Origin of the sequence: Kitasatospora sp. NPDC048239 (assembly GCF_043202015.1) — a bacterium.
Lineage (GTDB): Bacteria > Actinomycetota > Actinomycetes > Streptomycetales > Streptomycetaceae > Kitasatospora.
Window position 1 is genome coordinate 1 of record NZ_JBICZP010000018.1, and the last position, 20754, is coordinate 20754.

The 20754-nt window shown below is 73.2% G+C and carries 22 protein-coding genes; 13 read left to right on the plus strand and 9 right to left on the minus strand.

The window, feature by feature from the left end; genetic code table 11:
- The first annotated feature begins 334 nt into the window (after positions 1 to 334).
- Positions 335 to 715 (plus strand): BlaI/MecI/CopY family transcriptional regulator, encoded by a 381-nt coding sequence (locus tag ACGFZP_RS33545; protein WP_392940169.1) that lies wholly within the window; start codon positions 335 to 337, stop codon positions 713 to 715.
- Positions 712 to 1665, plus strand: a complete 954-nt coding sequence (locus ACGFZP_RS33550; RefSeq protein ID WP_392940171.1) for a M48 family metalloprotease — start codon at positions 712 to 714, stop codon at positions 1663 to 1665. The genes ACGFZP_RS33545 and ACGFZP_RS33550 overlap by 4 nt, the downstream gene beginning before the upstream one ends.
- Before the next feature lie 19 nt (positions 1666 to 1684).
- Here ACGFZP_RS33550 and ACGFZP_RS33555 read toward each other — a convergent pair whose 3' ends face one another.
- Entirely contained in the window at positions 1685 to 2410 is a 726-nt protein-coding gene (locus ACGFZP_RS33555) for a phosphatase PAP2 family protein (RefSeq protein WP_392940173.1), read from the minus strand.
- Positions 2411 to 2730: 320 nt separating this feature from the next.
- On the opposite strand from ACGFZP_RS33555, the gene ACGFZP_RS33560 reads away from it, so the two are divergent.
- Together ACGFZP_RS33560 and ACGFZP_RS33565 are read left to right on the plus strand one after the other, a co-directional pair.
- The gene (locus ACGFZP_RS33560) at positions 2731 to 3228 is read left to right on the plus strand and encodes a MarR family winged helix-turn-helix transcriptional regulator (protein ID WP_392940175.1); all 498 of its coding nucleotides are present in this window, start codon (positions 2731 to 2733) and stop codon (positions 3226 to 3228) included.
- A gap of 190 nt (positions 3229 to 3418) precedes the next feature.
- Positions 3419 to 4498, plus strand: a complete 1080-nt coding sequence (locus ACGFZP_RS33565) for a copper resistance D family protein (RefSeq protein ID WP_392940176.1) — start codon at positions 3419 to 3421, stop codon at positions 4496 to 4498.
- Positions 4499 to 4573: 75 nt separating this feature from the next.
- Here the strand turns inward: ACGFZP_RS33565 and ACGFZP_RS33570 are convergent, their stop codons facing one another.
- Genes ACGFZP_RS33570 through ACGFZP_RS33595 form a run of 6 tightly spaced genes read right to left on the minus strand, consistent with a single transcriptional unit; the run spans position 4574 to position 9038 of the window.
- Positions 4574 to 5332 (minus strand): urease accessory protein UreD, encoded by a 759-nt coding sequence (locus ACGFZP_RS33570; RefSeq protein ID WP_392940177.1) that lies wholly within the window; start codon positions 5330 to 5332, stop codon positions 4574 to 4576.
- A complete protein-coding gene (gene ureG, locus ACGFZP_RS33575; protein WP_392940179.1) occupies positions 5329 to 6009 on the minus strand; it encodes an urease accessory protein UreG in 681 nt (226 codons plus the stop codon). The genes ACGFZP_RS33570 and ureG overlap by 4 nt, the downstream gene beginning before the upstream one ends.
- Positions 5999 to 6667, minus strand: coding sequence for an urease accessory protein UreF (locus tag ACGFZP_RS33580; protein WP_392940180.1), 669 nt, complete (start codon positions 6665 to 6667; stop codon positions 5999 to 6001). Before ACGFZP_RS33580 ends, ureG begins: the two co-directional genes overlap by 11 nt.
- A gap of 13 nt (positions 6668 to 6680) precedes the next feature.
- Positions 6681 to 8417, minus strand: a complete 1737-nt coding sequence (locus ACGFZP_RS33585) for an urease subunit alpha (RefSeq protein ID WP_392940182.1) — start codon at positions 8415 to 8417, stop codon at positions 6681 to 6683.
- Positions 8410 to 8721, minus strand: coding sequence for an urease subunit beta (locus ACGFZP_RS33590; RefSeq protein ID WP_392940417.1), 312 nt, complete (start codon positions 8719 to 8721; stop codon positions 8410 to 8412). The genes ACGFZP_RS33585 and ACGFZP_RS33590 overlap by 8 nt, the downstream gene beginning before the upstream one ends.
- Before the next feature lie 14 nt (positions 8722 to 8735).
- Positions 8736 to 9038: an urease subunit gamma gene (locus ACGFZP_RS33595; protein ID WP_392940184.1), complete on the minus strand. Its 303-nt coding sequence runs from the start codon at positions 9036 to 9038 to the stop codon at positions 8736 to 8738.
- A gap of 386 nt (positions 9039 to 9424) precedes the next feature.
- On the opposite strand from ACGFZP_RS33595, the gene ACGFZP_RS33600 reads away from it, so the two are divergent.
- Complete coding sequence (locus tag ACGFZP_RS33600) at positions 9425 to 11086, plus strand: APC family permease (RefSeq protein WP_392940185.1); 1662 nt, start codon at positions 9425 to 9427, stop codon at positions 11084 to 11086.
- Between the two features lie 84 nt (positions 11087 to 11170).
- Here the strand turns inward: ACGFZP_RS33600 and ACGFZP_RS33605 are convergent, their stop codons facing one another.
- Positions 11171 to 12796 carry an FAD-dependent oxidoreductase gene (locus tag ACGFZP_RS33605; protein ID WP_392940187.1) on the minus strand — a complete coding sequence of 542 codons (1626 nt, stop codon included), beginning with the start codon at positions 12794 to 12796 and terminating at the stop codon, positions 11171 to 11173.
- Positions 12797 to 13100: 304 nt separating this feature from the next.
- Between ACGFZP_RS33605 and ACGFZP_RS33610 the strand changes: the two genes are divergently transcribed.
- From ACGFZP_RS33610 to ACGFZP_RS33640, 7 genes are all read left to right on the plus strand, one after another.
- Positions 13101 to 14264, plus strand: coding sequence for a SchA/CurD-like domain-containing protein (locus ACGFZP_RS33610; protein WP_392940188.1), 1164 nt, complete (start codon positions 13101 to 13103; stop codon positions 14262 to 14264).
- A gap of 46 nt (positions 14265 to 14310) precedes the next feature.
- The gene (locus ACGFZP_RS33615) at positions 14311 to 14736 is read left to right on the plus strand and encodes a cupin domain-containing protein (RefSeq protein WP_392940190.1); all 426 of its coding nucleotides are present in this window, start codon (positions 14311 to 14313) and stop codon (positions 14734 to 14736) included.
- Positions 14733 to 15989, plus strand: a complete 1257-nt coding sequence (locus tag ACGFZP_RS33620) for a beta-ketoacyl-[acyl-carrier-protein] synthase family protein (RefSeq protein WP_392940191.1) — start codon at positions 14733 to 14735, stop codon at positions 15987 to 15989. The genes ACGFZP_RS33615 and ACGFZP_RS33620 overlap by 4 nt, the downstream gene beginning before the upstream one ends.
- Before the next feature lie 5 nt (positions 15990 to 15994).
- Complete coding sequence (locus tag ACGFZP_RS33625) at positions 15995 to 17236, plus strand: beta-ketoacyl synthase N-terminal-like domain-containing protein (RefSeq protein ID WP_392940193.1); 1242 nt, start codon at positions 15995 to 15997, stop codon at positions 17234 to 17236.
- 67 nt (positions 17237 to 17303) lie between these two features.
- Positions 17304 to 17564, plus strand: coding sequence for an acyl carrier protein (locus ACGFZP_RS33630; RefSeq protein WP_392940195.1), 261 nt, complete (start codon positions 17304 to 17306; stop codon positions 17562 to 17564).
- Between the two features lies 1 nt (position 17565).
- The gene (locus tag ACGFZP_RS33635; RefSeq protein ID WP_392940197.1) at positions 17566 to 18021 is read left to right on the plus strand and encodes an SRPBCC family protein; all 456 of its coding nucleotides are present in this window, start codon (positions 17566 to 17568) and stop codon (positions 18019 to 18021) included.
- A gap of 5 nt (positions 18022 to 18026) precedes the next feature.
- Complete coding sequence (locus tag ACGFZP_RS33640) at positions 18027 to 18362, plus strand: TcmI family type II polyketide cyclase (RefSeq protein ID WP_387948841.1); 336 nt, start codon at positions 18027 to 18029, stop codon at positions 18360 to 18362.
- A 97-nt stretch (positions 18363 to 18459) separates the two neighbouring features.
- On the opposite strand, the gene ACGFZP_RS33645 is transcribed toward ACGFZP_RS33640, so the two are convergent.
- Positions 18460 to 19107 carry a DUF4360 domain-containing protein gene (locus ACGFZP_RS33645; RefSeq protein WP_392940419.1) on the minus strand — a complete coding sequence of 216 codons (648 nt, stop codon included), beginning with the start codon at positions 19105 to 19107 and terminating at the stop codon, positions 18460 to 18462.
- Positions 19108 to 19380: 273 nt separating this feature from the next.
- Here ACGFZP_RS33645 and ACGFZP_RS33650 point away from each other — a divergent pair, with 273 nt between their 5' ends.
- Positions 19381 to 20754, plus strand: a complete 1374-nt coding sequence (locus ACGFZP_RS33650) for a tyrosinase family protein (RefSeq protein WP_392940199.1) — start codon at positions 19381 to 19383, stop codon at positions 20752 to 20754.

Here is a 20754-nt window from a genome sequence, read left to right on the forward strand (position 1 = left end):
CGTCGTCCTCGACACCTCACACGCCGTGTCCGACGCCGTCACCTTCACCGCGTCCGACGACCCCTTGTCGTCCTTCTTCTGCGAGCAGCCGACCAGCGCGGCGCTCGCCACGGCAAGGACGAGAAGCGTGGCGGCGGTGGAACGACGGGACGACATGTGGGGGCTCCAAGCAGGGGGAAGGCAGGATCGACCAACCGCCCGGGCAGGCAGCCCCGTACAGTTAGCTTAGGCGTACCTTAATGAAAGAGGACCTGGTCGTCTACATCGCCGTAGTCGCCGTCAGGGACGGCCGCGGGCGCTGGCGTGAGGACCATCGAGGACGGGAGCGGCGTACATGTCGGACGGGAGCGACCCCAGGCGGCCGCACGGCGAGCTCGTGGCCGATGTGCTCGCCTCCCTCTGGGCGGCGTCGGGGCCACTCACAGCCGGCCAGGTCAGGGACGCCCTCGGCAACCGGCTGGCCAGGACCACCGTGACGACCATCCTCACCCGCCTGCACGAGAAGGGGACGCTGAGACGCGAACGCGACGGCCGCGGGTTCGTCTACTCCCCCGTGCACGACGCCCCCGGCCTGACCGCCAGCCGGATGCACCGCGAGCTGCACAACGACCCGCACCGGGCGCTCGTCCTGGAGCGCTTCGTCTCCGCGCTCTCCCCGGACGACGAGGACGTGCTGCGCCGCCTGCTGCACACCGCCGAGGAGGGTGGCGAGTGAACCTCCTCGTCGTCGTCCTGGTGGTCCTGGCCCTCGTCTGGCCGTGGGCGGCCGTCCCCGCAGCCCGCCGGCTGGCCGGCCTCCTCCCGCCGAAGGCCGCCGCCCTCACCCTCGTCGGCTCGGCCGTGGCCCTGGCCGGCAGCACGGTGTGGGCGCTGGGCGGGCTCGTCGCCGGCGGCCTGCTCGACCTCCAACTGCTCGCCTCCGACGGCAGCCTGGCACGCTCCTGGGCCGACGGGGACTCCTCAGCCGCGCTCTCGGCCGCCGGGGTCGGCGCAGCCGCCCTGCTGGTCGTCGCGGCCCTGATGGCCCGCCTGTGGCACCGGCAGCGACAGCTGCTCGCACGGACCTGGCTGACCGTCGGCGGGCACCCGGACGGCGGCGAACTCGTGGTGGTCCCGGGGGAGTCCGCGGACGCCTTCGCACTTCCCGGCCACGGCGGCCGGACGGGCCGGATCGTGGTGACCGCGGCCATGCTGCGCACCCTCGACGCCCATGGGCGCGACGTACTGCTCGCCCACGAGCGGTCCCATCTCTCCGGGCGCCACCACCTGCTCGCGCGGACGGTCCAGCTCTCCTCGGCCGCTCACCCGGCCGTCCGCGGCCTGGCGTCCGCGACCTCGTTCCAGCTGGAGCGGTGGGCGGACGAGGACGCGGCCGCCGCGGTGGGGAACCGGAGGGTGGCGGCCGCGGCCGTCGCCCGCGCGGCGCTGGCCTCGGCCTCCTCCGGGCGGCACCCCAGCCTGCTCCCCGCCATGGGGACCGGCCCGGTGCCGCGCCGGGTCAGCGCCCTGCTCGACCCCCCGCCCGCGCCCCCGAGCGGACGGGCCCTGCGGACGGCGGCCGTCGCGCTGTTCGGCGTCGTCGCCCTCTCGCTCACCCTGAGCGTCGGCTCCGCCTACGGCCTGCACGAGTACATCGAGCACGTCCGGGAGATCGTCCGGCCGTAGGCCGCTTCCGAGGCCGTGTTCATCGGCGCGGACCTCCGGAGTCCGGCTCCACCGGCGCCCCACCCGTGCGCCCGACGGACGGGGGCCGGCCGATCAGCGCAACCAGCGGCAGGGTCAGGCCCAGCCAGAGCGCGGCGAGGAGCCAGCCGCCGACCACGTCGAAGGGCCAGTGCACGCCGAGGTAGACGCGGGTCAGGCCGACCGCGGCCGCGGCCAGGCCGAGCACCCCCGCGACCGGCACCGCCCAGGCCGGCCGGGCGCCGCGGAGGATCGCCCAGGCCAGCAATCCGGCGGCGACGGCGGCGCTGAAGCTGTGGCCGGACGGGTAGGCGTAGCCGCTGGGCGAGGCCGCCACCCAGTCCGCCATCGGCGGCCGCGGGCGGCCGAAGGCCCTCATGAGCCCGTGGCGGACCAGTTGCCCCACGGCCAGTACCGCCAGCGGCGCGCAGGCACGGGCGATCCACATGGTCCAGGCGGTCCGGCCCTGCGGACGCGCCGTCCGCCGGGCGGTCAGGAGGCCCGCCGCGACAGCTGCGAGGTAGGGCGGGAGTCCGGTCCCCAGATCCGTCACCGCGTCGGCGACGTGCACCGCCCACGCGGGGCGGTGGGCCACCGCCCAGGAGTGCAGGGCCGACTCCACCGGGTACGGGCCCCAGCCGTGGACGGCGAGCAGGACGGTGAGCAGGCCGAAGAGCAGCAGCGGGATCCCGGCGGCCGCGGCCGACCGCCCCGGGGGACGCGGCATGGGTCGGCACCTCTCGTCGGGGGATGCCTCCACATCCATCCTCGTCTACATTACTGTAGACATTCCGGCGCCGAAGACGCCGAAGACGGCGGCTGCGGCGCGCCCCTCCCGAGCCCGGTGCAGGCCCTCCCGCTCCGGCATCCCGGCGCGGCCCGATTCGTCTACACTTCCGTAGACGGTGCGCTCGGCTGCCCCCAGGTGCAGCCATCCCGACCAACGGGTCACGGGCACCGCGACCATGGCGGCGGAGCAGACGGCACAGCGGTCCGGCCGTACCCCGGCGAGGCGCGCCCCAGGGCGGCCGTGCGGATGGAGCGCAGATGTACGACGGCCGGAAGGGATCCCCGAGCCCGCTGCACCAGGCCATTCACCTCCTGCCCCTGGCAGGTCGGGCCGCCGAGCTCCGACTGGCCGAGCGCCTCGCCGAGCGCGGCATGAGCCGCCCGCACCTGGAGGTGCTCGCGACGCTCGCCGAGCACGGGCCGCACGGGAAGGCCGACCTGGCCGCGCGAATAGGGCTCCCCCTCGCGCAGACGCTGCCGATCGTGGCGGACCTCCTGGCCCACCGGTTCATCGAGTCCTTCCACGTCCACCTCGACCGCCGCCATGAAGTGGTGATGGTGAACTCCGCCGGGCGGGAGGCGCTTGAGCGGATGCACGCCGACGCCGCCGCGGCCCAGGACGACCTGCTGCGCCCGCTCACCAAGGGCGAGCGCATCCAGCTGAACGCCCTGTTGCGCCGGGTTTGCGACGCCGCGAACCGTACCGCGCCGAGCAGAGCCGCCGCGGCGGATCCGGCCTCCGGGCCGAAGAACTGACGCACCGTTGCGTGCGCAGGCGCGCCCGCGCCGACACCGGGGGAAGCCGTCTGACGACAGCGCTGTAGACAGGCGCACCTAAATTTAGGTTAGCCTACCCTCCATGAATTCCGCCCACCTGGCCGCTTCGGCCGGCTACGCCATGCCTCCGATCTATCGAATCCTCACCAAATCAGGCTATTTTGTCGGATTGTCCGGAGCCATCGGCGCCACGGTCACGTACGCCTCGGTGATCCGCCCCGCCCTGCGCTCGCAGGCCGCAGAGGCCGCCGACATCGCGGTGCTGCGCCGAAGAACGGCGTCCTACCTCGCCTGGTCCGGGCTCGTCCTGCTGGTCGCCGGGTACTTCCAGCTGGCCGCCCGGGTGGCCAGGGCCGGCAAGGGCATGGCCTTCGGCGACGCCCTCGCGCCGGGACGCATCTGGGACTACCTCCAGGCACCGGCGGGCAAGGGCGCCTGGGTGGCCCAGGGCACGCTCTTCCTGGTGCAGAACGCCGTCCTGGTCCTGGCATCCGCCGCCCTGCTCGCGCTGTTCCTCCCGCAGGCCCGACGGCACCTGGACGCCCTCGCGCTGACCGCCCTTCCGCTGTCGCTGCTGGTGACGCTGATCGCGGGGATGCCGGCGGTCAAGCCGAAGGACACGGACGCCGCCCTCAATCCCGTCTTCGACCAGCTGCACATCGTCAGCGGCGTGGTGTGGATCGGCGGCCTCGCCCTGCTCGTGGCGCTCGCCGACGCCCGCCGCGCGCTCGGCGCCGGAGCCGGGGTGCTGTGGGCCGATCTCTGGCGCCGTTTCAGCCTGGTCGCCCTGGTGTGCGTCGGCGCGGTCCTCGTCTCCGGCCTGTGGCTCAGCTGGAAGCACGTCGGCGGCCTCGGCCAGCTCTGGACCACCGGCTACGGCTTCGCCCTGCTGGTCAAGATCCTCCTGGTCCTCGCCATGATCGCGGCGGGCGGCTTCAACCAGCTCTGGCTGATGCCGAGGATCGTCCGGGCCCGGCAGGCCGACTCGGCCGGCTCCCTGGTGCACCTCACGCTCCGACACTTCCCGAAGGTCGTCTGGGCCGAGGTCGCCCTCGGCGTCGCCGTCCTGGGCGTCATGCCCTTCCTGGCCGGGTCCGCCCGCACCGAGGCCGGCAGCCCGCCGGCCGTTTCGAGCGGCAGCATCTTCGCCGCGGGCGCCGCGCTCGTCCTCACCCTCGCGGCCTCGTTCCTGATCACGGCGCGGGTCTCCGACGCCCTCGCCCGGCGCGGGAGCGCCGCCACCGCCTGACGGCGACTCGGGCCGGGGGCCCGCCCCCCGGCCCCCGGCCCCCCGGCCCCCAAGACCCGACCGGCCGGACACGGCCTAAGGCCCGAGGAGCCTGCGCAGCGCCAGCGCATCGGGGGCGGCCGCGGTGAGCAGCGCGGCGTCCGGGCCGGGCAGTGCGAGCAGGACCGCGTCGCCGGCGGCGGGCGCCCCGGGCGGTGGGCAGCCGACGGTCAGCAGCTGCCCGGTGGCGCGGTGGCCGCCGAGGACGGCGGGGCCGTCCCAGCCCGGGGCGCCGGAGCCCAGGTCGGTCTGCTGGTCGAGCAGTGTCCGCCCGGCCCGGCGGACGGTCAGCCGGGAGGTGATCCGCCCGGGCGGAGCCTGCCGCGCCCAGTCGTGGTGGCGGCCGAGCACCTGCTCCTCGCGGTAGTGCAGCCGGGCGCCGGCGGCGAGGGTGATCCGGGTGTGCAGGAGGAGGTGGCTGCCGGCGGCGGCGATCACCGGCTCGGGCCGCCAGTCGAGCCGGCCGCCCTCCCCCACCCCCAGTTCGACCTCGTAGTAGGCGGGCCCGGCGCCCGGCCGCCCGGGGAGGCTGAGGGTGGCGGCCGCGCCGGTCACCGTGAGGGCCGCGCCGGGTGCCACCTCGACGGCCAGTGCGAGCCGGTCCCCGCCGAGCGGCGCGGCCATCGAGCCGACGATCACGACATGGGCGCCCGGCGCGGCGCCCCGGGTGCGGCGCGGGGCGAGTGGTCCGGCGCCGGCCAGGACGGGCAGGGCGGTGCCGCCCCGCCCGTCGGGCTCGGCCACGATCCGGGCCGGGGCCGCCTTGGCCGCCCTGGCCTCCGTGGCCGCTGTCACCGCGCCCCGCGCCAGTCGGCGAGGCGGTCCCGGAGCCAGGCGGCGACGGGCTGCACGCCCTCGGCGGAGGTGAGCGAGCAGAAGACGGTCGGCAGCGCGCCGCGCTGGGCGGCGGCGTCGCGTGCCATCACCTCCAGGTCGGCGCCGACCAGGGGGGCCAGGTCGGTCTTGTTGATCACCAGCAGGTCGGAGGTGGACACGCCGGGGCCGCCCTTGCGCGGGATCTTGTCGCCGCCGGAGACGTCGATGACGAAGATCTGGTGGTCGACCAGGCCCCGGCTGAAGGTGGCGGTGAGGTTGTCGCCGCCGGACTCCACCAGGACGAGGTCGAGCGGCCCGACCGCCTCCTCCAGGTCCTCGACGGCCTCCAGGTTGGCGGAGATGTCGTCGCGGATGGCGGTGTGCGGGCAGCAGCCGGTCTCGACGGCGGTGATCCGCTCGGGCGGCAGGACGGCGTTGCGGAGCAGGAACTCGGCGTCCTCGGTGGTGTAGATGTCGTTGGTGACGACGGCCAGCGAGAACTCCTCGCGCAGCAGTCGGCAGAGTGCGGCGACGGTGGCGGTCTTGCCGGAGCCGACCGGGCCGCCGAGGCCGATCCGCAGGGCGCGGCGGGCGCCGTCGGCGGAGTAGGTGTGCCGGATCGGTGCGTCGACGTGGTCGACGTGGTCACGATGCAAAGAGGCGGACCTTCCAGGAGCTGTGCTGTTCGGCGTAGACGTCGAGCAGCGGGGCGGAGGAGGCGGGCAGGGCGTCCGGGTCGCCGAGCAGGGCCGCCGCCACGGCGGCCGCGGCCACGGCGTCGAGCTGCGGCGCGAGGCGGGCGAGCGCGGCGGCGACCTCGTACGGGTCGAGGCCGAGCAGTCGGACGCAGGCGGTGGCGGGGCCGTTGACGCTCTCGTAGGCGGCGATGGACGCGGTCTGTTCGGGGGTGAGTCCGGCGGCCAGGGCGGCGCTGCCCAGGGCCACCGGCTGGTGCGCGCCGCGCGGGAACCGCTCGGCGAGCCGGTCGAGGCGGTGGTGCGGCCAGGTGGCGCGGGCCGCGCGCAGCAGTTGGCGGCCGAGGCGCCGGCTGGTCTGGCGCAGGGCGGGCGAGGGGGTGCGGGCGTCCGCGGCCGCGTCGAGCAGGAGGGTGTCCTGCCCGGTGGCGGCCGCGGCGGCGAGCGCGGCCGTGGTGAGGCCGGTGGTGTGCAGCCGTCCGGTGAGGAAGGCCGTCATGGTGTCGGTGTCGTGCACCCGGCCGGCTTTGACGGCCGCCTCGGCACCGCCCGAGTGGGCGTGGCCGCCGGCCGGGAAGCGTCCGTCGGCGAGTAGCAGGAGCGCGGCGGTGGAGGCCATCGCGGCGCGCCGGTCAGAAGAGGAAGTACCGCTGGGCGAGCGGTAGTTCGGTGGCTGGTTCGGGGGTGACGACCTCGCCGTCGACGGTGACGGTGAAGGTGTCGGGATCGACCCGGACGTCCGGCCGGGCGTCGTTGTTGACCATGTGGTCCTTGGTGACCCCGCGGGTGTTCCGGATCGCGGTGAACTCCTTGGCCACGCCGAGCTGTTCGGCGAGCCGCCCGGGCAGGCCGTCCTCGATCGCGGCCGGTGCCGTGAAGTTGATCGAGTTGCCGGCCGCCGAGCGTCCGATGGCGCCGAACATCGGTCGGGGCAGGACGGGTTGGGGCGTGGGGATGGAGGCGTTGGCGTCGCCCGTCTGGGCCCTGGCGATCTGGCCGCCCTTGATCACCAGATCCGGTTTGGCGCCGAAGAAGGCAGGCGTCCAGAGCACCAGGTCGGCGAGCTTGCCGGGTTCGACCGATCCGATCTCGCCGTCGAGGCCCTGGGCAACGGCCGGGTTGATGGTGTACTTGGCGACGTAGCGCCGGGCCCGGTGGTTGTCGGCGCGGCCGTCGCCGGGCAGCGCGCCGCGCCGGGCCTTCATCACGTGGGCGGTCTGCCAGGTGCGCAGCACCACCTCGCCGATCCGGCCCATCGCCTGGGAGTCGGAGCTGATGATGGAGATCGCGCCGAGGTCGTGCAGGACGTCCTCGGCGGCGATGGTCGCGGGCCGGATCCGGGATTCGGCGAAGGCGAGGTCCTCCGGCACGTGCGGGCTGAGGTGGTGGCAGACCATCAGCATGTCGAGGTGTTCGTCGACGGTGTTGACGGTGTGCGGCCTGGTCGGGTTGGTGGAGCTGGGCAGGACGTTGGACTCGCTCACCACGGTGATGATGTCGGGGGCGTGTCCGCCGCCGGCGCCCTCGGTGTGGTAGGCGTGGATGCCCCGTCCGGCGATCGCGGCCAGGGTGTCGCCGACGAACCCGGCCTCGTTCAGGGTGTCGGTGTGGATGGCTAGTTGGGCGCCCGTCCGGTCACAGACCCGCAGGCAGGCGTCGATCGCGGCCGGGGTGGCGCCCCAGTCCTCGTGGATCTTGAAGCCGAGTGCGCCGGCCCGCAGCTGGTCGTGCATCGCCACCTGGTTGACGGTGTTGCCCTTGCCGAGCAGGCCGATGTTGACAGGCAGGTCGTCCATCGCGGCGAAGATCCGGCTCAGGTGCCAGGCCCCCGGGGTGATGGTGGTGGCCTTGGTGCCCTCGGCGGGGCCGGTGCCGCCGCCGACCAGGGTGGTGACCCCGGAGGAGAGCGCCTCGTCGACCAGTTGCGGGCAGATCAGGTGGACGTGGGCATCGACGGCTCCGGCGGTGACGATCCTGCCGTTGCCGGAGATCACCTCGGTCTCCGGGCCGATCACCAGTGCGGGGTGGACGCCGTCCATGGTCTCGGGGTTGCCGGCCTTGCCGAGGGCGGTGATCCGGCCGTCCCGGATGCCGATGTCCGCCTTGACCACGCCCCAGTGGTCGAGCACCACGGCGCCGGTGATCACGGTGTCGGCGGCGCCCTCGGCGCGGCTGGTGCGCGCCTGGCCCATCGACTCGCGGATCACCTTGCCGCCGCCGAAGACGGCCTCGTCGCCGCCGCGGCTGCGGTCCTCCTCGATCTCGATCAGCAGGTTGGTGTCGCCGAGCCGGATCCGGTCGCCGGCGGTCGGTCCGTACAGGGCGGCGTAGCGCTCGCGGGTCAGGATCAGGGCGGGCCGGTCAGCCATCGAGCGGCCCCCCGGTCTCCCCGCGCAGGCCCGCGATCTCGCGGCGGCCTCCGATCGGGACGAGTTCGACCTCCGCCGGGATGCCCGGTTCGAAGCGGACCGCGGTACCGGCGGGGATGTTGAGGCGCAGGCCGCGGGCGGCCGCGCGGTCGAAGTCCAGGCCCGGATTGGCCTCGGCGAAGTGGTAGTGCGAGCCGATCTGGACGGGCCGGTCGGCGGCGTTGACGACGACCAGACGGGTGACCGGAAGACCGGCGTTGAGCCGGATGTCGCCCTCGCCGTACAGGATCTGACCGGGGATCAGGCCTTCGTCGGCCGTCACAGGATCGGCCCGTGGACGGTGACCAGCTTGGTGCCGTCGGGGAAGGTCGCCTCGACCTGGACGTCCGGGATCATCTCGGCGATGCCGTCCATCACGTCGGCCCGGGTGAGGACCTTGCGGCCGGACTCCATCAGCTCGGCCACCGTGCGGCCGTCCCGGGCGCCCTCCAGCACGTGCGAGGTGATCAGTGCGACGGCCTCGGGGTGGTTCAGCCGCAGGCCGCGGGCCCGGCGCGAGCGGGCGACGTCGGCGGCGACGTGGACGAGCAGGCGCTCCTGCTCGTGCGGGGTGAGTTTCATGCGCGCACCTTTGAGGGGGTAAGAGCGCGCGGACACGACGCTGTGCCGCGATGTGACGCATACCGTAGCCGACGAACGACCCGTGGAGGCAGGGCATCGTGCGGACCACGCCGGTATCACTATGCGGCGGCCACTATTTCTATAACCCTACGGGTCGTTAAGAATGCCCGACGCCGGACCGAAGCTCAATTCATGCTCAAATACTGAAACTACTCACCAGTCACGTAACACGCACATGAACAGACGGCCCCCTACCTGCGGGGATATCCCGCAAAGTAGGTAAACATTCAGTAATGAAATCTGTGCATAGGCCTATGAATACGCCTACTGTGTGGCAACTCTCCGCGCTCCGACTGCGGGGCCCCCACACCACAGAGAGATTTCGCATGGCATCCCTCAACCAGCTCTCCCCGCCGGGTACCGACACCACCGGCACCGGGGCCCCCGCCCACCGCTCGCTGCGCCGCGAGGTCGGCCTGATCGGCCTCCTCTGGGCCTCGGTGGGCTCGATCATCGGCTCCGGCTGGCTGTTCGGCGCCAAGAACGCCGTCATCGTGGCCGGTCCGGCGGCGCTCATCTCCTGGGGCATCGGCGCCGTGGCGATCGTGCTGCTCGCCCTGGTGCACGCCGAGCTCGGCGGGCTCTTCCCCGTCGCCGGTGGCACCGCGCGCTACCCGCACTACGCGTTCGGCGGCCTGGCGGGCATGTCGTTCGGCTGGTTCTCCTGGCTGCAGGCCGCGACCGTCGCCCCGATCGAGGTCGAGGCGATGATCGGCTACGCGGGCCACTGGGAGTTCGCGAAGAGCTTCCTCAACGACAACGGCACCCTCACCACCAGCGGCTTCATCGTCGCCGTGCTGCTGATGGGCGTCTTCGTCGCGGTCAACTTCCTCGGTGTGCGGGTGCTCGCCCGGACCAACTCGGTCGCCACCTGGCTGAAGATCTTCGTGCCGCTGCTCGCGATCTTCGTGCTCGCGCTGACCAACTTCCACGGCTCGAACTTCACCTCGCACGGCTTCGCCCCGTTCGGCATCAAGGGCGTGCTCGCCGCGATCAGCTCCAGCGGCATCATCTTCGCGCTGCTCGGCTTCGAGCAGGCCATCCAGATCTCCGGTGAGAGCCGCAACCCCAAGCGCGACATCCCGCGCGCCGTCCTCGGCTCGGTGGCCATCGGCACCCTGATCTACGTCCTGCTGCAGGTCGTCTTCATCGGCGCGCTGCCGGCCAGCTCCTTCGCGGCCGGCTGGGACAAGCTCGACTTCCCCGGCATCGAGGGCCCGTTCGCCGGCCTCGCCACCCTGGTCGGCCTGGGCTGGCTCGCCTGGGTGCTGTACTTCGACGCCATCGTCTCCCCCGGCGGCACCGGCCTGATCTACACCACCTCCACCTCGCGCATCTCCTACGGCCTGAGCAAGAACGGCTACGCGCCGCAGAAGTTCGAGCAGCTCGACAAGCGCGGCGTGCCGTGGTTCGGCCTGATCCTCTCCTTCGTCACCGGCGTGATCTGCTTCCTGCCCTTCCCCAGCTGGCAGGAGCTGGTCGGCTTCATCACGTCCGCCAGCGTGCTGATGTACGCCGGCGCCCCGCTCGCCTTCGGCGCGCTGCGCCGGCGCCTGCCCGAGCGCGACCGCTCCTACCGGCTGCCGTTCGGCGGGGTGATCTCCCCGCTGGCCTTCGTGGTGGCCAGCCTGATCATCTACTGGGCCGGCTGGCACACCCTGTCCCGTCTGGGCATCGCGATCGTCCTCGGCTACGTCCTGCTCGGCAGCTACGCCGCCTACGCGATCCGCAAGGGCCTGCCGAACGCGCCGCGCCTGGACTGGCGCGCCGCCCAGTGGCTGCCGGTCTACCTCATCGGCCTGGGCCTGATCTCCTGGCAGGGCGGCTTCGGCGACGGCCGGGGCAACATCCCGATGTGGTGGGACATGGGCGCCGTCGCCGCCTTCGCCCTCGCCGTCTACTTCTGGGCGATCCGGGTGGCACTGCCCGCCGACGCGATCGAGCAGAACATCGAGGACATCGAGGTGGTCGACGCGGGCGGCCACTGACCCCCGGTCACCACTGATCGACCATCAGACAGCAGGACGGGCCCGCCGGTTCACCCCGGCGGGCCCGTCCCGTTGCGGCGGGTGCTACATCCTCAACACCGTGCGCAGCGCCGCCTCCACCGCCGCCTCCGGGTCGTCCGCCGCACCCGGCGAACGCCAGGCGACGAAGCCGTCCGGGCGGACCAGCACCGCGCCGTCCGGCCGCACGCCGTGCAGCTCGGCGAAGTCCGCACCGGGCTCGGGCGCCAGGTCGTCCTCCGCTCCGGTGCCGATCCGGTAGGCGTCCAGCGGGACGGCCAGCCGGTCGGCCGCCCGCCGGGCGCCCTCGTGCCAGGCCGCGCCCTCGGGACCGGTCAGCAGCACCATCGCCTGCTCGTACAGGTCGAGTGTGGACAGCCGCACGCCCGCCCGCAGCAGCCACTGGTGCGGCGCCCGGCTGCCGGGCTCGCCCGCCGACTCGAACGCCTCCGGCACCACCGGGCCGTCGCGGTCCGCCCCGGCCACCGCGCCCGCCGGGTAGCGGTAGCCGAGCGCCACCGCCAGCACCCCGGCCTGCCGGCCCACGCCCGGCACCACCGCGTACCCCGGGTGGCTGTGCTCCGCCGAGCGCGCCGAGGCCCGCTCGCCGGTCACCTGCGCGACCGGCCTGCGCTCCTCGCCGTAGCTCTCCAACAGCCTCGGGCCGGCCCAGCCGCAGAGCACCGCGGCCAGCTTCCAGGCCAGGTTGTGCGCGTCCTGGATGCCGGTGTTGGAGCCGAACGCACCGGTCGGCGACATCTCGTGCGCCGAGTCGCCGGCCAGGAACACCCGCCCGGTCGAGTAGCTCTCGGCCACCCGCTCCGCCGCGTGCCAGGGCGCCCTCCCGGTGACCTCCACGTCGAGGTCCGGCATCCCGACGGCGGTCCGGATGTGCCGCACGCACCGCTCGTCGGTGAACGCCTCCAGCGGCTCGCCGTGCTCCGGGTGCCAGGGCGCGTGGAAGACCCACTCCTCGTGGTTGTCCACCGGCAGCAGGGCGCCGTCGGCCTCCGGGTTGGTCAGGTAGCAGGCGATGAAGTGCCGGTCGCCCACCACCTCGGCCAGCCGCTTGGCGCGGAAGGTGATGCTGACGTTGTGGAACAGCTCGCCCTTGCCGCTCTGGCCGATCCCGAGCTGCTCCCGGACCGGGCTGCGCGGGCCGTCCGCCGCGATCAGGTACTGCGCCCGGACCGTCCGCTCCTCGCCCGTCTCCCGGCTGCGCAGCAGCGCCGTCACCCCCTCGGCGTCCTGCTCGAAGGAGAGCAGCTCGGTGCTGAACCGCAGCTCCCCGCCCAACTCGCGCGCCGCCCGCAGCAGCACCGGCTCCAGGTCGTTCTGGCTGCACAGGCACCACGAGCTGGGGCTGAAGCGGGCCAGCCGGCCGCCCGGGTCGATCTCCCTGAACAGCCACTCCTGCTCCGGCCCGGTCAGTGAGGGGGCCTGCAGGATGCCGTGGTTCGCGGCGAGCACCGAGGCCGCCTCGCGGATCGACTGCTCGATCCCGGCCCCCCGGTAGAGCTCCATCGTTCGGACGTTGTTGCCTCGGCCACGCGGGTGATGCGAGGTGTCCGCGTGCTTCTCGACCAGCAGGTGTCTGACACCCAGTCGGCCCAGGAAGAGCGACGCGGACAGCCCGACCAGCGAGCCGCCCACGATCAGGACCGGCACCCGGTCGTCAACCTTCGGATTCATCAATTGCTCCAGCCTGTACGGGGATCCGCGGCCCGGCTACGGGGCTCGGCGCCGCCCTCGGCGGGGCCCGCACACACGGCGGCCCCGTCCTTCCATCCCCCGCGCCGAGGGTCTTGTGCCGCCTCTTCGCTCGGATGGCCCGCATATCTCGCGCGGCCCGGGCCCGCCGCGCACGATCGACCTCAGGCCTGGCGCCGCCGCCCGGGCCGACCGACCACCGCACCCTCCGCCCGTCGGGGACCCTCGCCGGATGCCGCGCCCACCGCGCGGTCCGACGCGTGCGGCCCAGAGCAGAAAGTGGATCATGACGACTCTGTCCGAACCGCAGGCGCACCAGCACGCCGAGTCCCACACCCGGCTCCGCGTGATGCTGATGCTGGAGATCAAGGACGGCGCCCAGCAGCGCTTCCTGGACGTGTACGAGAAGCTGCGCCACCAGGTGGCCTCGGTCCCCGGCCACGTCAGCGACCAGCTCTGCCAGTCGATCAACGACCCCCGGCAGTGGCTGATCACCAGTGAGTGGAAGGACCAGGAGACCTTCCTGGAGTGGGTGGACAGCCCCGCGCACCGCGAGATGGTCAAGCCCATGCACGGCTGCGTCAGCGACACCTTCCGCTCGCTGCGCTACTCGATCCTGCGGGAGACCTCGGCGGCCGGCGCCACCGGCACCCGCAAGCCGGTCGAGGTGCCGCCCGGTCTGCCGCGCACCGTGCCGGCCGGACACGTCGGCCCGCCGCAGGCCGAGCCCGGCCCGGACGGAGTGGTCCGGCACGCCCTGACCTTCACCGTGAAGCCCGGCAGCGAGCACCAGGTGGCCCGGATCCTGTCCGGCTACGCCTCCCCCAAGGCCGAGGTCGACGAGGAGACCCGGCTGCGCCGCACCTCGCTGTTCATGCACGGCAACCGGGTGGTCCGGGCCGTCGAGGTGATCGGCAGCCTCGGCGACGCGCTGCGCCACGTCGCGATGCAGCCCGAGGTGCGGGCCGTCGAGGAGGCGATCAACCCGTTCCTGGAGGAGGACCGCCAGCTCGGCGACCCGCAGGCCGCGCGCGCCTTCTTCGCCCGCGCCGCATTGCCCGCCAAGCACCAGGCGATCGCCACCGCGCCGGCCGGGCGCCTGCACCGGCACGCCGTGCTCTACCCGGTGAAGCCCGGCAACGGCGAGGCCGTGGCCGCGCTGCTGGCCGAACACGACGACCTCGCCACCGCCGACCCGACCGGCCCGGTCGCGGGGAGCACCGTCTTCCACCGCGAGGACACCGTGGTCCGCCTGGTGGACCTGCGGGTGCCCGCCGAGGCCGACCCCGCGGCCGCACTCGGCGTGGCGGGCGAACGGGAGGCCACCGTCCTCGGCCGGCTGCTCGACCTCGGTGCCGAGGGCGACCTGCGGACCGTCGCCGGACTCGGCGCCTTCCTCGCCGCGCGCTCCATGAGCCCGGTCACCGACCGCAGTTCGCAGGACAACTGATCGAGCGCCACATCCACAGTCCAGATCCAGCCCGGAGGAAGTAACCATGTCCACGCAGTACCCACGGATCGTGAACGTCGACGAGGCACCGGAGAACCGCCGGCGCGGCGGCGATCTGCGCGCCATGCTCACCCCGGCCACCTGCGGTGCCACCAGCGGGTTCATGGGCCTGGCGATCGTCCGGCCCGGCGAGCGGATCGGCGAGCACTACCACCCGTACTCCGAGGAGTTCGTGTTCGTGGTGTGCGGTGACCTGGAGGTGGACCTGGACGGGGTCGCCCACCCGCTGAAGCCCAACCAGGGCCTGATGATCCCGCTCAACATGCGCCACCGCTTCCGCAACGTCGGCGACACCGAGGCCCGGATGGTCTTCCACCTCGGCCCGCTGGCGCCCCGCCCCGAACTCGGCCACGTCGACACCGAGGAGACCGTCGCCTCCGGCCCGCCGGAACACGCCAAGGTGGCTTCGTGACCAGGCGGGTCGCCGTCACCGGGATCGGTGTGGTCGCCCCCGGCGGGGTGGGCGTGCCGGCCTTCTGGCGGCTGCTCACCTCCGGCCGGACGGCGACCAGGGGCATCACGCTCTTCGATCCCACCGGGTTCCGCTCCCGGATCGCCGCCGAGTGCGACTTCGACCCGGCGGCGCACGGGCTCGGCCCGGAGGACGTCCAACGGGCCGACCGCTACGTGCAGTTCGCGATGGTGGCGGCGGACGAGGCGGTCGCCGACGCGGGCCTGGACCTGGCCGCGGAGGACCCGTGGCGGATCGGTGTCTCGCTCGGCACCGCGGTCGGCGGCACCACCCGGCTGGAGCACGACTACGCACTGGTCAGCGCCGGCGGCGCCCGCTGGGACGTCGACCACCGACGGGCCGAGCCCCAGCTGCACCGGGCCTTCGCGCCCAGCACGCTGGCCTCGGCCGTCGCCGAACGCACGGGTGCCCACGGCCCGGTGCAGACCGTCTCCACCGGCTGCACCTCCGGCCTGGACGCGATCGGCTACGCCTTCCAGGCCGTCGAGGAGGGGCGCGCCGACATCTGCATCGCCGGCGCCTCCGACTCGCCGATCTCGCCGATCACCGTCGCCTGCTTCGACGCCATCAAGGCGACCAGCGAACGCAACGACGACCCGGAGCACGCCTCCCGCCCCTTCGACGCCCACCGGGACGGCTTCGTCCTCGGCGAGGGCGGCGCCGTCCTGGTACTGGAGGAGTTGGAACACGCCCGCCGCCGGGGTGCCCGGATCTACGGCGAGATCGGCGGCTTCGCCACCTTCGGCAACGCCTACCACATGACCGGCCTCACCCAGGAGGGGCTGGAGATGTCCCGGGCGATCGACAGCGCGCTCGCCCACGCCCGGGTGGACCGCACCGACGTCGACTACGTGAACGCGCACGGCTCCGGCACCAAGCAGAACGACCGGCACGAGACCGCCGCCGTCAAGCGCTCGCTGGGCCCGCACGCCTACGAGACGCCGATGAGCTCGATCAAGTCGATGGTCGGGCACTCGCTCGGCGCGATCGGCGCGATCGAACTGGTCGCCTGCACCCTGGCGCTGGCCCACGGCGTCGTCCCGCCGACGGCCAACTACGACACTCCGGACCCGGAGTGCGACCTCGACTACGTGCCGCGCACCGCGCGCGAGCTGCCGCTCCGTCACATCCTGTCGGTCGGCAGCGGATTCGGCGGATTCCAGTCCGCCGTCGTGCTCAACAGAACGGGGTGAGATCCATGACGTCACGTCAGCAGGGCCGCCGGGCCGTGGTCACCGGCCTCGGGGTGGTGGCGCCGAACGGTGTCGGAGCAGACGCCTTCTGGAAGGCCACCAGGCAGGGCGTGAGCGTCCTCGACCGGATATCGCGCGACGGGTGCGCGGACTTTCCGCTGCGCATCGCGGGCCAGGTGAGGGACTTCACCCCGCAGGACGCGATCGACAGCCGCTTCCTGGTCCAGACCGACCGGTTCACGCACTACGCGATGGCCGCCGCCGACCTCGCGGTGGCGGACGCAGGCTTCGTGCCCGACCCCCAGGATCCGTTCGGAGTGGGCGTGGTGACCGCGGCCGGCTCCGGGGGAGGCGAGTTCGGCCAGCGCGAGCTCCAGCAACTCTGGGGCCAGGGGCCGCAGTTCGTCGGCCCCTACCAGTCCATCGCCTGGTTCTACGCGGCCAGCACCGGCCAGATCTCGATCCGCGGCGGCTACAAGGGCCCCTGCGGGGTGGTCGCCAGCGACGAGGCCGGCGGCCTGGACGCCCTCGCCCACGCCGCCCGGGCCATCCGGCGCGGCACCGACGCGGTGGTGGTCGGCGCGGCCGAGGCCCCGCTGGCGCCGTACTCGATGGTCTGCCAGCTCGGGTACCCCGAGCTCAGCCTCGTCGAGGACCCGGAGCGGGCCTATCTGCCGTTCTCGCCGGCGGCCGCCGGCTTCGCGCCCGCCGAGGGCGGTGCGATGCTGCTGCTGGAGGACGAGCAGACGGCCCGCGCTCGCGGCGCCAATGTCCGGGCCCAACTGGCCGGGCACGGTGCCACCTTCACCGGCGCCTCCCGCTGGGAGGAGTCCCGGGCGGGCCTGGCCAATGCCATCCGGATCGCCCTGGAGGAGGCCCGGATCTCCCCCGAGGAGATCGACGTGGTCTTCGCCGACGCCCTGGGCGTCCCCGCCGCCGACCGGGCCGAGGCCCTCGCCCTGGCCGACGCCCTCGGCCCGTACGCCGAACGCGTCCCGGTCACCGCGCCCAAGGCCGGCACCGGACGGGCGTACTGCGGCGCGCCGATGCTCGACGTGGCCGCCGCCGTACTCGCCATGGAGGACGGCATCCTGCCGCCCACCCCCAACGTCACCGAGGTCTGCCACGACCTCGCCCTGGTGACCGACCGCGCCCGACCGGCCGAACTGCGCACCGCCCTGGTGCTCAGCCGCGGACTGATGGGCTCCAACGCAGCACTGGTGGTCCGGCGCGACGGGCAGGGCTGAGCCCTGCCGCCCCCTCGTCCCGCCCTGATCCGCCCGTGATCCACTTTTGATCCGAAGGGAACACCCCGTGAGCAACACCCTCAGCTATCCCGAACTGGCCGCGCTGATCCAGGCCCGGGCCGGTGTCGTGATCGACCCGCTCGACCTGGAGCGCCCGGGCTCCGACTTCGACGAGTTCGGCGTCGACTCCCTCGGTCTGCTCGGTGTGGTCGGCGAGTTGGAGAACCGGCACGGTCTGAAGGTCACCAACGGCGCGGAGTCGGCCAAGACCCCGGCCGAGTTCCTGGAGCTGGTCAACTCCTCGCTCGCCACGAAGGCGGGTGCCTGAGATGCCCGGACACACCGACAACGAGATCGTCATCGCCGCGCCGCTCGACCTGGTCTGGGAGATCACCAACGACCTGGAGAACTGGCCGCAGCTGTTCAGCGAGTACGCCTCGGTCGAGGTGCTGGAGCGCGAGGGCGACAGCGTCCGCTTCCGGCTCACCATGCACCCCGACGAGAACGGCCAGGTGTGGAGCTGGGTCTCCGAGCGCACCACCGACCGCTCCTCTCTCGCGGTGCGCGCCCGCCGGGTCGAGCCCGGCCCGTTCGAGTTCATGGACATCCGCTGGGAGTACGCGGAGGTCCCGGCCGGCACCAGGATGCGCTGGATCCAGGACTTCGCGATGAAGCCGACCGCGCCGGTCGACGACGACGGCATGGTCAACCACATCAACCGCAACTCGCGGATCCAGCTGCAGCTGATCCGCGAGAAGGTCGAGAAGAAGGCCGGGGAGGCGTGAGCCCGATGCACCGCGCTCTCATCGTCGCCCGGATGAAGCCGGACGCCGCCCAGGGCATCGCCGAGGTCTTCGCCGAGTCCGACCGGGGCGAACTGCCGCACCTGATCGGCGTCACCGGCCGGAGCCTGTTCCAGTTCGGCGATGTCTACCTGCACCTGATCGAGGCCGACCGCCCGCCGGGCCCGGCCGTCGCCAAGGTGGCCGGGCACCCGGAGTTCCGGGACGTCAGCGACCGCCTCACCGCCTACGTCCAGGCCTTCGACCCGCTGACCTGGCGCGAGCCCAAGGACGCCATGGCCCGCGAGTTCTACCGCTGGGAGCGCGGCGCCGGTCTCAACTGACCCCGCCTCCCCGAGGGGACCAACCCGGCAGCGGCCGGGGCGGTCCCCTCGGGCGTCGGACGGCCTACCGCCTCAGCCGGGCTCAGGGGCCGGAGCCTCAGGGGCACTGCCGCCAGGCGAGGTGGTACGTGGTGTTGATGCTTCCGTCGGTGGAGTCCATCGTCATGAAGCTGGTGGTCCGGGTCGGGTCCGAGGTGCCGGCGCTGACCCGCAGCTCGGTGTTGATGTTGAAGTTGCGCAGCTCTCCGCAGGGTGCCCAGACCAGGGCCGCGACGGCCACGCTGTCGGTCGCCTGCCAGCTGTCGTCGAGCCTCCCGGTGAACTGGTGGCTGAGCGAGGCGGTCTGGGGCGAGCCCTGGAAGTAGTAGTTGGCCTTCTGCACGGCGCTCGCCCCCTTCTCCAGGTGCGCGAAGCCCCGGTAGTCGGCGGAGGCGATGGCGTAGGTGAAGCCCTGCGGGACGTGGACGTTCAGGTTGAGCTGACAGTTCTTCCGGAAGTCGGTGGGCTTGGAGCCGACACCGACCTGGGCGATGTACTGGCTGTACGTGACCGTGAAGGCCGTGTTGTCCGGGGAGACGGCAATGGCGGCCGTGCCGGTCGGGCAGCCGGACCCGTTGACGGTGGCCACGTCGATGACGATCTTGTCCGGGGGAGGCGTGCTCCAGCCGGTGGTGGCGCCGCCGCCTCCACCGCCGAGGACCGAGGAGCCGAGCAGTGCAGCCGCTGCACCGCCGACGGCCAGCATGCGTACAGTCACGGGCGTTTCCTTCCGCTCGCCCACCGGCCCAGGGCCACGCACCCCCACGTGCGGACCGCCGATGGGTTGTCGCGTACATGTCACCATCTCGACTCCACCCCCGACAGGGGCGCAGCGCGGCGCATCCCAGAGCGCCGGGGCGGACGCGGGAGCGCTGACGGGCATCCCGGGGCGGGCGCCGCGGTGAACACGCCGCACCGGACCGGCTACCGGGGACGGCCCTCCGGTTCGCATACGGTGTTCCGCGACGGAGGTGCCACCATGGCCAGGAGCCGACGCGACATCAACTCCCTCTCCCCGAGCGAACTGGACGACTACATCCACGCGCTCGGGATCCTGCGCGCGCGGTCCGCGGCGAACCCGGCCGACCCGGGCGGATACGACCACCAGGCCGCGCTGCACAACGACCAGCTGGTGGGCCCGTGCGAGCACGGCAGTGACCTCTTCCTGCCCTGGCACCGCGCACACCTCCACTACTTCGAGCGGCTGCTGCAGGAGTCCGACCCGCCGCGGACGGCGAACGTCACGGTGCCGTACTGGGACTGGCTGCACCCGCAGCCGGGCGGGAAGTTCCCGCCCGCGTTCGCCAGGCCCGGGCTGTTCGCCGACGGACGCAGCACGGCCGCGGTGGCGCTGCCGCCCGACACCCTGGGGATCGTGACCACCGAGACCGACCAGGGCGCGTTCGGCGGCTACCCGAAGGCCCACCCGGGCGGCGACTACGGCCGGCTGGAGCTCGGGCCGCACAACTTCATGCACTCCGACTTCATCGGCGGCCCGATGGCGGACCCGGAGACGGCGGCGCTGGACCCGATCTACTTCAGCTTCCACAGCTTCGTCGACCTGCTCTGGGCCGAGTGGCAGCGGCGCAACGGGTCTCCCGCCCCCACCTCGCCCACCCGCGACCTGCGCGGCTTCCTCTCCCAGCCGCGGCACAAGGTGGCGGACTTCGCGGACACCGTGGCGCTGGGCTACTCCTACGAGTACACCGGGCGGCTCGCGGCGGCCTTCGGCGTGCCGACCCCGCCGGCCGCCGCGAGCACGCTGCTCGCGACCCGGCCGCTGGGCCTGGAGTCCTCGACCGACCTCACCACCGAGCTGCGGGAGACCTCCCGGGCCCGGTTCGGCCTCCCGGCCCCGCCCGCGCGCGGGCGGCGGGTGGTCGTCCGGCTCGACGAGCTGAGGATCCCGGTGACCGGCAGCTACGTGCTGCGCGGCTTCGTCCACCCCGCCGACGTCGCGTTCCGCGGCGAGGACGAGGAGTTCGCGGAGCGCTACGGCGTCGGCTACGCCGCGCTGTGGAAGGCGCACCACGGCGCCGTCGAGCACGGCCACGACGGCGGGCCGCCCGGAGGCCACGGGGACGGACACGCCGGGCACCCCGACCACCCAGGACACCCAGGACACCCCGGACACCCCGGGCACCCCGGCGACGCCCACCCCCACCACCCGACCGCCTGCACGGCCCGCTTCGACGTCACCGCGGTCCTCGCGGCGTCGCCCTCCGCGCCCGAAACCCACGTACTCACCCTTCAGTACCTCCCCTCCCCCACCTCCACCGGGATGCCCCAGCACCCGCCCGGCCTGGTCGGGGAAGTGGCCCTGAAGGACGTCATGATGGAGGTCTACAGCTGA

Coding starts and splice junctions, on each gene's coding strand:
- ACGFZP_RS33560 (WP_392940175.1), top strand. CDS start 2,731: ATGTACGACGGCCGGAAGGGATCCCCGAGCCCGCTGCACCAGGCCATT.
- ACGFZP_RS33605 (WP_392940187.1), bottom strand. CDS start 12,796: ATGAATCCGAAGGTTGACGACCGGGTGCCGGTCCTGATCGTGGGCGGC.
- ACGFZP_RS33645 (WP_392940419.1), bottom strand. CDS start 19,107: ATGCTGGCCGTCGGCGGTGCAGCGGCTGCACTGCTCGGCTCCTCGGTC.
- ACGFZP_RS33600 (WP_392940185.1), top strand. CDS start 9,425: ATGGCATCCCTCAACCAGCTCTCCCCGCCGGGTACCGACACCACCGGC.
- ACGFZP_RS33595 (WP_392940184.1), bottom strand. CDS start 9,038: ATGAAACTCACCCCGCACGAGCAGGAGCGCCTGCTCGTCCACGTCGCC.
- ACGFZP_RS33555 (WP_392940173.1), bottom strand. CDS start 2,410: ATGCCGCGTCCCCCGGGGCGGTCGGCCGCGGCCGCCGGGATCCCGCTG.
- ACGFZP_RS33625 (WP_392940193.1), top strand. CDS start 15,995: ATGACGTCACGTCAGCAGGGCCGCCGGGCCGTGGTCACCGGCCTCGGG.
- ACGFZP_RS33650 (WP_392940199.1), top strand. CDS start 19,381: ATGGCCAGGAGCCGACGCGACATCAACTCCCTCTCCCCGAGCGAACTG.
- ACGFZP_RS33615 (WP_392940190.1), top strand. CDS start 14,311: ATGTCCACGCAGTACCCACGGATCGTGAACGTCGACGAGGCACCGGAG.
- ACGFZP_RS33585 (WP_392940182.1), bottom strand. CDS start 8,417: ATGGCTGACCGGCCCGCCCTGATCCTGACCCGCGAGCGCTACGCCGCC.
- ACGFZP_RS33610 (WP_392940188.1), top strand. CDS start 13,101: ATGACGACTCTGTCCGAACCGCAGGCGCACCAGCACGCCGAGTCCCAC.
- ACGFZP_RS33635 (WP_392940197.1), top strand. CDS start 17,566: ATGCCCGGACACACCGACAACGAGATCGTCATCGCCGCGCCGCTCGAC.
- ACGFZP_RS33580 (WP_392940180.1), bottom strand. CDS start 6,667: ATGGCCTCCACCGCCGCGCTCCTGCTACTCGCCGACGGACGCTTCCCG.
- ACGFZP_RS33545 (WP_392940169.1), top strand. CDS start 335: ATGTCGGACGGGAGCGACCCCAGGCGGCCGCACGGCGAGCTCGTGGCC.
- ACGFZP_RS33640 (WP_387948841.1), top strand. CDS start 18,027: ATGCACCGCGCTCTCATCGTCGCCCGGATGAAGCCGGACGCCGCCCAG.